The 12,134-nt window shown below is 66.0% G+C and carries 13 protein-coding genes; 3 read left to right on the top strand and 10 right to left on the bottom strand.

Annotation, left to right across the window (positions count from 1 at the left end):
* The 6 genes from trpC to rpe form a co-directional block, all read right to left on the bottom strand.
* Complete coding sequence (trpC, locus tag RM96_RS18985; protein ID WP_039012868.1) at positions 1-804, bottom strand: indole-3-glycerol phosphate synthase TrpC; 804 nt, start codon at positions 802-804, stop codon at positions 1-3.
* Between the two features lie 108 nt (positions 805-912).
* Positions 913-1,941 (bottom strand): anthranilate phosphoribosyltransferase, encoded by a 1,029-nt coding sequence (gene trpD, locus RM96_RS18990; RefSeq protein ID WP_039012892.1) that lies wholly within the window; start codon positions 1,939-1,941, stop codon positions 913-915.
* 74 nt (positions 1,942-2,015) lie between these two features.
* The gene (locus RM96_RS18995; RefSeq protein ID WP_039012870.1) at positions 2,016-2,585 is read right to left on the bottom strand and encodes an aminodeoxychorismate/anthranilate synthase component II; all 570 of its coding nucleotides are present in this window, start codon (positions 2,583-2,585) and stop codon (positions 2,016-2,018) included.
* A 20-nt stretch (positions 2,586-2,605) separates the two neighbouring features.
* A complete protein-coding gene (gene trpE / locus RM96_RS19000; RefSeq protein ID WP_039012872.1) occupies positions 2,606-4,123 on the bottom strand; it encodes an anthranilate synthase component I in 1,518 nt (505 codons plus the stop codon).
* Between the two features lie 451 nt (positions 4,124-4,574).
* Entirely contained in the window at positions 4,575-5,318 is a 744-nt protein-coding gene (gene gph / locus RM96_RS19005; protein WP_039012874.1) for a phosphoglycolate phosphatase, read from the bottom strand.
* Positions 5,315-6,016 (bottom strand): ribulose-phosphate 3-epimerase, encoded by a 702-nt coding sequence (gene rpe, locus RM96_RS19010; protein ID WP_039012876.1) that lies wholly within the window; start codon positions 6,014-6,016, stop codon positions 5,315-5,317. The genes gph and rpe overlap by 4 nt, the downstream gene beginning before the upstream one ends.
* A 211-nt stretch (positions 6,017-6,227) precedes the next feature.
* Here rpe and apaG point away from each other — a divergent pair, with 211 nt between their 5' ends.
* Positions 6,228-6,602 carry a Co2+/Mg2+ efflux protein ApaG gene (gene apaG, locus RM96_RS19015; RefSeq protein ID WP_039012893.1) on the top strand — a complete coding sequence of 125 codons (375 nt, stop codon included), beginning with the start codon at positions 6,228-6,230 and terminating at the stop codon, positions 6,600-6,602.
* Positions 6,603-6,612: 10 nt separating this feature from the next.
* Here the strand turns inward: apaG and RM96_RS19020 are convergent, their stop codons facing one another.
* Positions 6,613-6,825 (bottom strand): hypothetical protein, encoded by a 213-nt coding sequence (locus RM96_RS19020; protein WP_039012879.1) that lies wholly within the window; start codon positions 6,823-6,825, stop codon positions 6,613-6,615.
* A 123-nt stretch (positions 6,826-6,948) separates the two neighbouring features.
* Between RM96_RS19020 and mltA the strand changes: the two genes are divergently transcribed.
* A complete protein-coding gene (gene mltA / locus RM96_RS19025; protein WP_152624151.1) occupies positions 6,949-8,097 on the top strand; it encodes a murein transglycosylase A in 1,149 nt (382 codons plus the stop codon).
* A gap of 17 nt (positions 8,098-8,114) precedes the next feature.
* Here mltA and paaK read toward each other — a convergent pair whose 3' ends face one another.
* The 3 genes from paaK to paaG all read right to left on the bottom strand — a co-directional run bounded on the left by paaK (position 8,115) and on the right by paaG (position 10,825).
* The gene (paaK, locus tag RM96_RS19030) at positions 8,115-9,419 is read right to left on the bottom strand and encodes a phenylacetate--CoA ligase PaaK (RefSeq protein WP_039012881.1); all 1,305 of its coding nucleotides are present in this window, start codon (positions 9,417-9,419) and stop codon (positions 8,115-8,117) included.
* A gap of 69 nt (positions 9,420-9,488) precedes the next feature.
* Positions 9,489-9,935: a hydroxyphenylacetyl-CoA thioesterase PaaI gene (gene paaI, locus RM96_RS19035; protein WP_039012883.1), complete on the bottom strand. Its 447-nt coding sequence runs from the start codon at positions 9,933-9,935 to the stop codon at positions 9,489-9,491.
* A gap of 65 nt (positions 9,936-10,000) precedes the next feature.
* Positions 10,001-10,825 carry a 2-(1,2-epoxy-1,2-dihydrophenyl)acetyl-CoA isomerase PaaG gene (gene paaG / locus RM96_RS19040; RefSeq protein WP_052279590.1) on the bottom strand — a complete coding sequence of 275 codons (825 nt, stop codon included), beginning with the start codon at positions 10,823-10,825 and terminating at the stop codon, positions 10,001-10,003.
* A gap of 203 nt (positions 10,826-11,028) precedes the next feature.
* Between paaG and RM96_RS19045 the strand changes: the two genes are divergently transcribed.
* Positions 11,029-11,805, top strand: a complete 777-nt coding sequence (locus RM96_RS19045; protein WP_039012885.1) for an enoyl-CoA hydratase — start codon at positions 11,029-11,031, stop codon at positions 11,803-11,805.
* Positions 11,806-12,134: the final 329 nt, after the last annotated feature.

The following is a 12,134-nucleotide window of genomic DNA, read 5'->3' on the forward strand; positions in this document are numbered from 1 at the left end:
TCAGGCAAACAGCCGTGCCAGCTCCACACCCGGATCGGGCGCGCGCATAAAGGCCTCGCCGACCAGGAACGCATGCACGTTGGCATCGCGCATGCGCTTCACGTCGGCCGGGCCGAGGATGCCGGATTCGGTCACCGCCAGCTTGTCGGCCGGCATGTGCGGCAGCAGGTCCAGCGTGTTGTCGAGCGAGACCTCGAAAGTGCGCAGGTTGCGGTTGTTCACGCCCAGCAGCGGCGTCTTCAGGCGCAGGGCGGCATCGAGTTCGTCATCGCCGTGCACTTCCACCAGCACGTCCATGCCGAGTTCATGCGCGCAGGCCTCCAGGTCGGCCATCAGGCCCGGGTCGAGCGCGGCCACGATCAGGAGGATGCAGTCGGCGCCCCAAGTGCGGGCCTCATAGACCTGGTACAGGTCGACCATGAAGTCCTTGCGCAGGGCAGGCAACGGGCAGGCGCCGCGGGCGCGCTTGAGGTAGTCGGCGTGTCCCTGGAAGAAGTTCACGTCGGTCAGCACCGATAAACAGGCGGCACCATGGCTGGCGTAGCTTTCGGCGATGGCCTCGGGCACGAAGTTCTCGCGCAGCACGCCCTTGGACGGCGAGGCCTTCTTGACCTCGGCGATCACGCCGGCGTGTCCGGCGGTGATCTTCTCGCGCAGCGCGCGCTCGAAACCGCGCGGCGCGAAGCCGGCCTCGTTGCGCAGGCTTTCGGCCTCGGCGCGCAGGCTGGGCAGCTCGCGCTTCTTGCGGGCGGCGGACACTTCGTCGGCCTTCACGGCCAGGATTTTTTGCAGGATGTCGGACATATTCGTACTCTCTGAACGTCGCTCCCGCGAAAGCGGGAGCCCAGTGACTTTCATCTCCGCCTGAAAGGCAAAGACGCTGGGTTCCCGCCTGCGCGGGCACGACAATCGCTACTTGAACTGCTGCGTGGCGCGCACGAACTGGTCGAGCTTCTCGCGCGCGGCGCCGCTGGCGATGGCTTCACGCGCGCGGCGGATGCCGTCCTCGACCGAATCAGCCACGTTGGCCGCGTACAGCGCGGTGCCGGCGTTGAGCGAAACGATCTCGCGCGGAGTGCCCGGCAGGTTGGTCAGCGCTTCGAGCAGCATTTCCTTCGATTCGGTCGCGTCGGCCACCTTCAGGCCGCGGTTGGAGATCATCTGCAGGCCGAAGTCTTCGGGGTGGATTTCATACTCGCGCACCTCGCCGTCCTTCAGTTCGCCCACCAGCGTCGCCGCGCCGAGCGAGACCTCGTCCATGCCGTCCTTGCCGTAGACCACGATCGCGTGCTTCGCGCCCAGGCGCTGCATCACGCGCACCTGGATGCCGACCAGGTCGGGGTGGAACACGCCCATCAGGATGTTGGGGGCGTCGGCCGGGTTGGTCAGCGGGCCCAGGATATTGAAGATGGTGCGCACGCCCATTTCCTTGCGGATCGGCGCCACGTTCTTCATGGCCGGGTGGTGGGTCGGGGCGAACATGAAGCCGATGCCGGTCTGCTCGATGCACTGGCCGACCTGTTCGGGTGTGAGCATGATGTTCACGCCCAGCGCCTCCAGCACGTCCGCACTGCCCGACTTGGAGCTGACGCCGCGGTTGCCGTGCTTGGCGATCTTCGCGCCGGCGGCGGCCGCGACGAACATCGAGGCGGTGGAGATATTGAAGGTGTGCGAGCCGTCGCCGCCGGTGCCGACGATATCGACGAAGTTCTCGCGATCCGCCACCTGCACCTTGTTGGCAAATTCGCGCATCACCTGCGCGGCGGCGGAGATTTCGCCGATGGTCTCTTTCTTGACGCGCAGGCCGGTCAGGATCGCGGCGGCCATCACGGGGGAGATCTGCGCCTGCATGATCTGCCGCATCAGGTGCAGCATCTCGTCATGGAAGATTTCGCGGTGTTCGATGCAGCGCGTCAGCGCTTCCTGCGGCGTGATGGACATGGCGTTCTCGTCGGTATGGATGGCAGGGGTTTGCAGAGGGTGTGCCAGGGGCGCGGGCGAGGTGTCGAGCAGTCTCATCGCGGCGCCTTGATGAAGTTGGCCAGCAGCGCGTGGCCATGCTCCGACAGGATCGACTCGGGATGGAACTGCACGCCTTCGACCGCCAGCGTCTTGTGGCGCACGCCCATGATTTCGCCGTCAGGCGTCCAGGCGGTCACTTCGAGGCAGTCGGGCAGGGTCTCGCGCTCGATCGCCAGCGAATGATAGCGCGTCACGTCGAAGTGCCTGGGCAGGCCGGCGAACACGCCTTGCTGCGTGGTCTCGATGGTGCTGACCTTGCCGTGCATGACCTGCTTGGCGCGGATCACCTTGCCGCCGAAGGCTTCGCCGATGGCCTGGTGGCCCAGGCACACGCCGAGCATCGGGATCTTGCCGGCAAAGCGCTGCAGCGCCGCCACCGAGATGCCGGCTTCCTTCGGGCTGCACGGGCCGGGCGACACGCAGATATGGTCGGGCTGCATCGCCTCGATCTCGTCCAGCGTGATCTCGTCGTTGCGGAAGGTACGCACATCGGCACCGAGCTCGCCGAAGTACTGCACCAGGTTGTAGGTGAACGAATCGTAGTTGTCGATCATCAGCAGCATGGCGTCTGTCTCCTTTTCTTTCAGATGTCGGAGTCCAGGCCATCCTGGACCTGCTCGGCGGCGCGGATCACGGCGCGCGCCTTGGCCTCGGTTTCCCTCCATTCGGCTTCGGGGTCCGAATCGGCAACGATGCCGGCGGCCGCCTGCACGTAGAGATTGCCGTCCTTGACGATGCCGGTGCGGATGGCAATCGCCAGGTCCATTTCGCCGCCGAACGACAGGTAGCCCACCGCACCGCCGTAGATGCCGCGCTTGCGCGGCTCCAGCTCGTCGATGATCTCCATCGCGTGGACCTTGGGCGCGCCCGACAGCGTGCCGGCCGGGAAGGTCGCGCGCAGCACGTCCAGGTTGCTCATGCCATCGCGCAGCGTGCCTTCGACCGAGCTGACGATGTGCTGCACGTGCGAGTACTTCTCGATCACCATCTTGTCGGTGACCTTGACCGAGCCGATCTCGGCGATGCGGCCGATGTCGTTGCGGGCCAGGTCGATCAGCATCACGTGCTCGGCGATCTCCTTCGGATCGTTGAGCAGTTCGGTGGCGAGCTGGGCGTCCTTCTCGGGCGTGTTGCCGCGCGGGCGGGTGCCGGCCAGCGGACGGATGGTGACGATGTGTTCGTTGCGGGTGTCGCCGTTGGTGCCGACCTTGCGGCTTTCCTGGCGCACCAGGATCTCCGGCGAGGCGCCCACGATCTGGAAGTCGCCGAAGTTGTAGAAGTACATGTAAGGCGACGGGTTCAGCGAGCGCAGCGCGCGGTACAGCGACAGCGGCGCGTCGCGGTAGGGCTTCATCAGGCGCTGGCCGATCTGCACCTGCATCATGTCGCCGGCCATGATGTATTCCTTGGCCTTGTGCACGGCGGCGATGTAGTCGGCCTTGTCGAACTCGCGGTAGACCTCGGTCTGCACCGACGGGCTGGTGACCGGCACGTCCACCGGCTGGCGCAGCTTCATGCGCAGCTCGCGCAGGCGCTGGCGGGCGCGCGGATAGGCCTCGGGCGTGGTCGGATCGGCGTAGACGATCAGGTAGAGCTTGCCCGACAGGTTGTCGATCACGGCCAGTTCCTCGCACAGCAGCAACTGGATGTCGGGCAGGTTCAGGTCGTCGGGCTTCTGCGTATCGGCGAGCTTTTTCTCGATATAGCGCACGGCGTCGTAGCCGAAATAGCCCGCCAGGCCGCCGCAGAAGCGGGGCAGGCCGGGGCGCAGCGCCACCTTGAAGCGCTTCTCGAACTCGGCGATGAAGTCGAGCGGATTGCCTTCACGGGTTTCCACCACCTTGCCATCGGTCACCACCTCGGTGCGGTTGCCATAGGCGCGCAGCAGCGTGCGGGCATGCAGGCCGATGAAGGAAAAGCGTCCGAACCGCTCGCCGCCCACCACCGATTCGAGCAGGAAGGTGTTGATGCCGCGTGTCTGCGACTGGGCCAGCTTCAGGTACAGCGACAGCGGCGTTTCCAGGTCGGCAAAGGCCTCGGCAATCAGCGGGATGCGGTTGTAGCCCTGGTCGGCCAGCGATTTGAATTCCAGTTCGGTCATGTCGGTCCTCTTGTGCGGCCCGCGCTGCGCGGTGGAGTGGCGCGGCGCCGCTGCTTATCAGCAATCAGGGCAATCAGGCTGGAGCGAATGGATACCCGCCCCGTTGACGGGCCGTGGTGCAAGCGGCTTGCGGACAAGACTGCACACGGCCGGGAAGGGCGTGCGGCGCGTTCTTGAGCTTAACGTAGCACAAAGGAATGCCGGTGCTACGGGCTTGCTGCGGGTTTGGTGTGGTGACCGGCCGGAACTGGGCCGGTGTTGGCGACGCCCTCGGGTCGAGGGCGCGTCAGCAGACTCGCGAACGCACTTTACGCCTGTTGGAAGGCGCGCCAGCGACGCCAGGGCCAAGCCTGCCGATCACTGCCAGAAGAGATGCGTTTGCGGTTGAGGAACATGAAGTCTTTCAGCGATTTCGGGGCGATGGCGCTTGCGAATCCGCAGTGGCCATCGACTATCGGTGACTTGCCCGGTGTGTCGAAATAAGCTCGGCGGCGCGGACAATGCTGTCGACTATACCATCGGCGTCGACGCCTTGTACAGGGTTGCCATGGTTGTAGCCATAGGGCAGAAGCAGCACGCCCATGCCGGCCGCGCGGGCCGCCTGCGCGTCATTTTCCGAGTCGCCCAGGGCCACCATGGCGGCGGGATCGAGCCGGAAATGTTCCGCCACCTTCAGCAGCGGGTAGGGGTCGGGCTTGCGCAGGGCGAAGGCGTCGCCGCCGTAGACCAGCTCGAAATACTGCGCCAGCCCGGTCTTGGCCAGCAGCGGCTCGGTGAAGCTGTATGGCTTGTTCGTCACGCAGGCCAGCCGCAGTCCCGCCGTCTTCAGCATTGCCAAGCCCTCGCGCACGCCGGGGTAGATGTTGGAGAACTGGCCGTTGATGCGGATGTATTCGCGGTCGTACAGGCCGTAGGCCTCGGCAAACAGCCCGTTGGCGTGCAGCGGCGAAAAGCGCGCGTCCAGCACGCGCCGGATCAGGTTCTCCGAGCCCTTGCCGACGAAGCTGACGATCTCCTGCTCCGACATTGGCGCCACCGGCCCGAGGTTGGGATGCTGGCGGCCCAGCGCCAGCAGCATGGCGTTGATCGACGCGTGGAAGTCGCCCGCGGTGTCGACCATGGTGCCGTCGAGGTCGACGATCACGCCTTCGATTCCGCCCCAGTCGGTGCGGCGCAGCGCCATGCCGGCGCTCATTGGCCGGCCTTGGCCAGTTCGGCGCGCAGGGCCGAGATGATGCCGCGGTAGCCGCCATCCGCATCAGGCTTGCCGAACACGGCCGAGCCGGCCACGAAGGTATCGGCGCCGGCCGCGGCGATCTCGGCGATGTTGTCCACCTTCACGCCGCCATCCACTTCCAGCAGGATGGTGCGGCCGGTGCGGGCCTTGTACTCATCAATGCGCTGGCGCACGGCGCGCAGCTTGTTGAGCGTCTCGGGAATGAACGACTGGCCGCCGAAGCCCGGGTTGACCGACATCAGCAGGATCACATCCAGGCGGTCCATGACGTGGTCCAGGTGGTGCAGCGGCGTGGCCGGGTTGAACACCAGGCCGGCCTGGCAGCCGTTGTCGCGGATCAGCGCGAGCGAGCGGTCGACGTGCTCGCTGGCTTCCGGGTGGAAGGTGATGATATTGGCACCGGCCTTGGCAAAATCCGGGATGATGCGATCGACCGGGCGCACCATCAGGTGCACGTCGATCGGCGCGGTCACGTGGGGGCGGATGGCCTCGCACACCATCGGGCCGATGGTCAGGTTGGGCACGTAATGGTTGTCCATCACGTCGAAGTGGATCCAGTCGGCACCGGCCTCGGTCACGCGGCGGACTTCCTCGCCCAGGCGGGCGAAGTCGGCGGACAGGATGGACGGGGCGATGCGGTAAGTGGGCGTGGTCATGGCGGCAGGCGGTATTGGGGAGAGCGTCTTGTCAGGCGGCAGCGGCTGCGCGATCGTGGCGCTGCCGACGGCGAATGGCGCGTATTTTACGCTTCCCGGGCTCGACGGCGCGTTCCGCGCCCGCTTGCCGCTGCCGGAGCCTTGCCGCACAATGCGCCTACCCATTTGCCCGGGCGGCTTCCAGATCGCCCTCAGCCGGATCCTGCAGACAATGAGCGAATACGCTTTTTCGGTGACGGTGCGCACCCAGCACCTGCCCGACCAGTCAGACCCCGATCGCGGGCGCTACGCCTTCGCCTACACCATCACCATCCAGAACACCGGCGAAGTGACGGCGCAACTGATCTCCCGCCACTGGGTCATCACCGACAGCGATAACGGCACGCAGGAGGTCTCGGGCCTTGGCGTGGTCGGCCACCAGCCGCTGCTCAAGCCGGGCGAGCACTTCGAGTACACCAGCTGGGCCACCATCTCGACCCCGGTCGGCTCGATGAAGGGCGAATATTTCTGCGTGGCCGAGGACGGTCACCGTTTCGAGGTACCGATTCCGGAGTTTGCGCTGGTCCTGCCGCGCATGCTCCACTGACCTCGGGAACCTACTGGCGCGTCGCGCTGTCCTGATCCTGCGCCGGCTGGTCTTGCTGTTCCGGTGCCTTGCGCGACGGATGGTCCGCGGGCGCGCGGGTGGGGCGCGGGTTTTTCCTGGCGGTGCCCATCGTCCAGACCACGATAAAGATCAGCAGGAACAGCGCCACGCCGGCCTCGAGCGCGAACAGCAGCATGGGATGGGCTTCGAAGAACTTGCTCATGATGATTGTGACGGGCGGCGGCTCGCAGGGGCGCGTTGGCAACCATGAACGATGACGGTGGGCATTGTAGGGCATCGCCGCCGCTCGCCGCGCCGCTGGCCGCGGACTATTGACACTTGCAAGATGGCATACCTGGATTCTGTTTCTTCCTTTCCGCGATCCGCCACCCGCGCCGGATCGGGTGCGCCCTGGCGCGGCTGGCTGGCGCTGGCTGCGGCGAGCGCGTTGCTGGCCGGCTGCATGAGCGGCCCGCCCCCGCGCATCGAGACCGGCGCGACTCCGGGGGCACCGGTGCCCCCCTCGTCCGCCCAGAAGGGGCGCCTGCAGGCGGCAAGCTGGAACGAGATCGGCGGCTGGGACCAGGATGACATGCGCGCTGCCTGGCCCGCCCTGCAGGCCAGCTGCCAGGCGCTGAAGAAGCGCGCCGAATGGAGCCGCGCCTGCGCGGCCGGCCTGATGGTCGACGCCGGCGACCTCAACGCCATGCGTGCCTATTTCGAAAGCAACTTCCAGCCGTTCCGGGTGATCAACGGCGACGGCACCGACAACGGCCTGATCACCGGCTACTACGAGCCGATCCTGCACGGCTCGCGCACGCGCCAGGGCCAGTATCAGGTGCCGCTGTACCGCAAGCCGGCCCAGTTCGGCAGCCGTGCCTTGCCGGGGCGGGCCGAGCTTCTGCAGAACCCGGCCATGCGCGGCAATGAGCTGGTGTGGGTCGATGACCCGGTCGAGGCAGCTTTCCTGCAGATCCAGGGCTCGGGCCGCATCCGGCTGCCCGACGGGACCATGATGCGGGTAGGCTTCGGCGGCACCAACGACCAGCCGTTCCGCTCGTTCGGCAAGTGGCTGCTCGACCGCGGCGAAATCACGTCGGCGCAGGCGACGATGCAGGGCATCAAGGCCTGGGCGCGCGCCAATCCGGCTCGTGTCGAGGAAATGCTGAACATCAATCCGCGCTTTGTCTTCTTCCGCGAACTGCCGCCGACCAACGAGGGCCCGGTGGGCGCGCTGGGCGTGCCGCTGACGGCCGAGCGCTCGATTGCCGTCGACCCGGCCACCATTCCGCTGGGTGTGCCAGTGTTCCTGTCGACCACGCGGCCCCTGTCCACCGAGCCGATCCAGCGCCTCATGTTCGCGCAGGACACCGGCACGGCCATCAAGGGCGGCGTGCGCGCGGACTTCTTCTGGGGCGCCGGCGATGCCGCCGGCGAAACCGCGGGCCGCATGAAGCAGGGCGGCCGCATGTGGGTGCTGATGCCGCGTAGCTAGAGCGGATCGGCGCCCGCTCAGCGCGGGCGCAGGTCGACGATGCGCCGCGCCTTGCCGACGGAGCGCTCGACCCCGCCTTCGGGCAGCACCTCGATCCCCGCGGTGACGCCGATATACGCCTTGATGTCATTGGCCAGCGTGGCGCGCGCGGTCTGCGCCATGGCCGGCTCGGCGCCATGCGCGCATTCCACCCGCACCGTCAGCGTATCCATGTGGCCGTCCTTGCTCAGCACGCACTGGTAGTGCGGCGCCAGCTCCGGATGCTTCAGGATCAGTTCCTCGATCTGCGACGGGAATACGTTGACCCCGCGCACGATCATCATGTCGTCGGTCCGGCCGGTGACTTTCTCCATGCGGCGGAAGGCCGGGCGCGCCGTGCCGGGCAGCAGCCGGGTCAGGTCGCGGGTACGGTAGCGCACCACCGGCATGGCTTCTTTCGTGAGGGAGGTGAACACCAGCTCGCCAAACTCGCCGTCGGGCAGCACCTCGCCGGTATTGGGATCGATGATCTCCGGGTAGAAGTGGTCTTCCCAGATGGTCGGGCCGTCCTTGGTCTCGGCGCACTCGTTGGCCACGCCGGGGCCCATCACCTCTGACAGGCCGTAGATATCGACCGCCGAAATGCCCATGCGCTTCTCGATCGCGAGCCGCATCTCCGGCGTCCATGGCTCGGCGCCGAAGATACCAACGCGCAGCGAGGTGCCGGCCGGATCGATGCCCTGGCGCTCGATCTCGTCGGCAATCGCCAGCATATAGCTTGGCGTGACCATGATGATCTCGGGCTTGAAGTCCAGGATCAGCTGGACCTGGCGTTCGGTCTGCCCGCCGCCAAACGGAATCGCAGTCAAGCCAGCCTTTTCCACCCCGTAGTGCGCGCCCAGGCCGCCGGTGAACAGCCCATAGCCGTAGCTGACGTGCACCTTGTCGCCACGCCGCGCGCCGGACGCGCGGATCGAGCGCGCCATCACCGTCGCCCAGGTGTCGATGTCCTTCAGCGTATAGCCCACCACCGTGGGCTTGCCGGTCGTCCCCGACGAGGCGTGCACCCGCGCGACGCGATCCTGCGGCACCGCGAACATGCCGAAGGGGTAGTTGTCGCGCAGGTCCTGCTTGCTGGTGAACGGAAAGCGGGCCAGGTCGGCCAGCGTCTTCAGCTGTTCCGGTTGGACGCCGGCCTCGTCGAACTTGCGGCGATAGACCGGAGAATTCTGGTAGGCGTGGTTGAGCGACCATTTCAGGCGCTCCAGCTGCAGGGCCTGGAGTTCGTCGCGGCTCGCGGTCTCGATCGGGTCAAGGGGCAGATCGGTCAGGCGCGTGCTCATATTGTCTCCTGCACGAAGGTAGGGGGCGTTTGTCGATGGATCGTGTGCGCGTCCGGTCAGATCGCCAGGTCAGTCGGCGGCGGCCGGCGGCGGCACCACATGTCCCTTGATCTGCGCGGACTTGCCGCGGAACATCGCCACCACCTCGCCGGCCGCGTTGGTGACGCGGATATCGTAGATGCCGTGCCGGCCCGACCGGGTTTGCTCGACCGCCTCTGCGGTCAGCACGTCGCCGCCGTGGACGGGCTTGAGGAATTCGATGCTGCAGCCGGCGGCCACGGTATTGATATTGTGGCTGTTGCAGGCGAAAGCGAAGCTGGAATCGGCCAGCGTGAACATCAGCCCGCCGTGGCAGATGCCGTGTCCATTGAGGAATTCCTTGCGCACCGGCATCGTCAGCCGCGCATAGCCGGGGCGCACGGTCTCGACCACGATGCCCAGCCAGCGGCTGCAGGTATCGGATTCATACATGGCGGCCGCGGCCGCTTCGGCGAGCGCCTGGGGATCTCCGGTCAAGCTGGTCTCCTGTCATGTTGTGCTGCGCCGCTCGGGGATGGCGGTGTGAGTCCGGTACCTGCCGGCTACTCGCCGGTGAATCGCGGGGCGCGCTTCTCCAGGAAGGCGTTGACGCCCTCCATATAGTCATGCGATTGCCCCAGTTCGCGTTGCAGGTCCCGTTCCAGGTCGAGCTGGGCATCGAGCGTGGCGGTGGCGCTGCCGTGCATGGCGCGCTTGATGGCGGCCAGCGCGCGGGTCGGCTGCGCCGCGAGGTGGGTGGCCAGCGCAAGGGCCTGCTCGGGCAGCAAGGGGTCGTCCATGGCTTCCCAGATCAGGCCCCATTTCTCGGCTTCTTCGGCGGGGAGTCGGTCGCCGGTCATGGCCAGGCCCATGGCGCGAGCCATGCCGATGCGCTTGGGCAGCAGCCAGGTGCCGCCGGAATCGGGCACGAGTCCGATTTTGACGAAGGCCTGGATAAAGCTGGCGGATCGCGCCGCCAGCACCATGTCGCAGGCCAGCGCCAGGTTTGCGCCGGCGCCCGCGGCCGTACCGTTCACGGCGGCCACCACCGGCAGCGGCAGCGTTTGCAGACGCCGGATCAGCGGGTTGAACCAGGTATCGATGAGTTCGCCCAGGTCGGTCATGTGCCCCGGTGTGAAATCCAGGTCAGCGAGGTCCTGTCCGGCGCAGAAGCCGCGCCCGGCACCGGTCAGCAGCAGCGCGCGGGCGCCGCCGGACTCGACATGGTCCAGCGCCTGTTGCAGCGCTGCATGCATTTCGCGGGTGAAACTGTTGAGCTTGTCGGGACGGTTGAGCGTGATCATGGCAACGGGGCCATGCCAGCGCAGCAAGATGGGGCCGGATTCCAGGCTGACCGGCTGGTCAGTGGACGGGGGCATCGAGGGCATTGTTGTCTCCTGCCTGATTTGTTCTCGCAGCCGGTCGTGGCGGTGCCGCGCATTAAACGGCTGCCAGGGAATTGTAGGAAGCAGGGCAAATCCGTTAAATAAACCGACCAGTCGGTCAGCTAATGGTAGCACTAATCCCGCTGCACGAGTATTGTCTCGCTGGATCCCAAGACTGATTCACTTTCGCACAGAGGAGAAGAGACATGTCGTACGAAAACATCCTGGTGGAGACGCGCGGCCGCGTTGGCCTGATCACGCTAAACCGGCCGAAGGCCCTGAACGCGCTCAATGACGCGCTGATGGACGAGCTTGGCGCTGCGCTGACGGCGTTCGACCAGGATGAGGCAGTGGGTGCCATTGTCATTACCGGCAGCGACCGTGCGTTTGCGGCCGGGGCCGATATCGGCATGATGTCCAAGTACTCCTTCATGGATGTCTACAAGGGCGATTACATCACCCGCAACTGGGAAACCATCCGCAAGATCCGCAAGCCGGTGATCGCTGCCGTGGCAGGCTACGCCCTGGGCGGCGGGAGCGAACTGGCCATGATGTGCGACATCATCATCGCGGCCGATTCGGCGAAGTTCGGCCAGCCTGAAGTGAAGCTCGGCACCATGCCCGGCGCCGGTGGCACCCAGCGTATGCCGCGCGCGGTGTCCAAGGCCAAGGCCATGGACCTGTGCCTGACCGCCCGCATGATGGACGCAGCCGAGGCCGAGCGCGCCGGCCTGGTGTCGCGCGTGGTTCCGGCCGACAAGCTGCTGGAGGAGGTCATGGCTGCAGCGGACACCATCGCCGGGTTCTCGCTGCCGGTCGTGATGATGATCAAGGAATCGATCAACGCCGCCTACGAGACCACCCTGGCCGAAGGCGTACGTTTCGAGCGCCGCCTCTTCCATTCGACCTTCGCCAGCGAAGACCAGAAGGAGGGGATGGCCGCGTTTGTCGAAAAGCGTAGCCCGAATTTCCAGCATCGTTGATGACTTGATAGGGGAATACCCGAGGTTGGCGCGGGGGTATTCATTTTCTTTTGCGCTAACTAAAACGAGTTATTCCCTTATCGATCAACGGGTTGCGATTGACCCGCCGGCGGGTGCTTCCAGGGCACTGTGACAAAGGTGTTGCAAGGTCCGTAGAACCCGCCTACTATTCGCCTCCTCGCAACACAACGCGGCGCTGCAAGGCAGCACTGGCAAGGGTTGCGGGGTCGACCGGTGAGGTTGGCGACGTGCAAAGCGCGACGCTGACGCAGCAAAAAAAGATTGCTGAACCAGTTGACGAAACGAAGAAAGCTCTGCATAATCTCGTT

Source organism: Cupriavidus sp. IDO (genome assembly GCF_000812465.1).
Lineage (GTDB): Bacteria > Pseudomonadota > Gammaproteobacteria > Burkholderiales > Burkholderiaceae > Cupriavidus.

What these genes read in the sequence shown, in the direction of transcription:
- trpC (WP_039012868.1), bottom strand. Translation starts at nt 804, where the DNA reads ATGTCCGACATCCTGCAAAAAATCCTGGCCGTGAAGGCCGACGAAGTG.
- trpD (WP_039012892.1), bottom strand. Translation starts at nt 1,941, where the DNA reads ATGTCCATCACGCCGCAGGAAGCGCTGACGCGCTGCATCGAACACCGC.
- RM96_RS18995 (WP_039012870.1), bottom strand. Translation starts at nt 2,585, where the DNA reads ATGCTGCTGATGATCGACAACTACGATTCGTTCACCTACAACCTGGTG.
- trpE (WP_039012872.1), bottom strand. Translation starts at nt 4,123, where the DNA reads ATGACCGAACTGGAATTCAAATCGCTGGCCGACCAGGGCTACAACCGC.
- gph (WP_039012874.1), bottom strand. Translation starts at nt 5,318, where the DNA reads ATGAGCGCCGGCATGGCGCTGCGCCGCACCGACTGGGGCGGAATCGAA.
- rpe (WP_039012876.1), bottom strand. Translation starts at nt 6,016, where the DNA reads ATGACCACGCCCACTTACCGCATCGCCCCGTCCATCCTGTCCGCCGAC.
- apaG (WP_039012893.1), top strand. Translation starts at nt 6,228, where the DNA reads ATGAGCGAATACGCTTTTTCGGTGACGGTGCGCACCCAGCACCTGCCC.
- RM96_RS19020 (WP_039012879.1), bottom strand. Translation starts at nt 6,825, where the DNA reads ATGAGCAAGTTCTTCGAAGCCCATCCCATGCTGCTGTTCGCGCTCGAG.
- mltA (WP_152624151.1), top strand. Translation starts at nt 6,949, where the DNA reads ATGGCATACCTGGATTCTGTTTCTTCCTTTCCGCGATCCGCCACCCGC.
- paaK (WP_039012881.1), bottom strand. Translation starts at nt 9,419, where the DNA reads ATGAGCACGCGCCTGACCGATCTGCCCCTTGACCCGATCGAGACCGCG.
- paaG (WP_052279590.1), bottom strand. Translation starts at nt 10,825, where the DNA reads ATGCCCTCGATGCCCCCGTCCACTGACCAGCCGGTCAGCCTGGAATCC.
- RM96_RS19045 (WP_039012885.1), top strand. Translation starts at nt 11,029, where the DNA reads ATGTCGTACGAAAACATCCTGGTGGAGACGCGCGGCCGCGTTGGCCTG.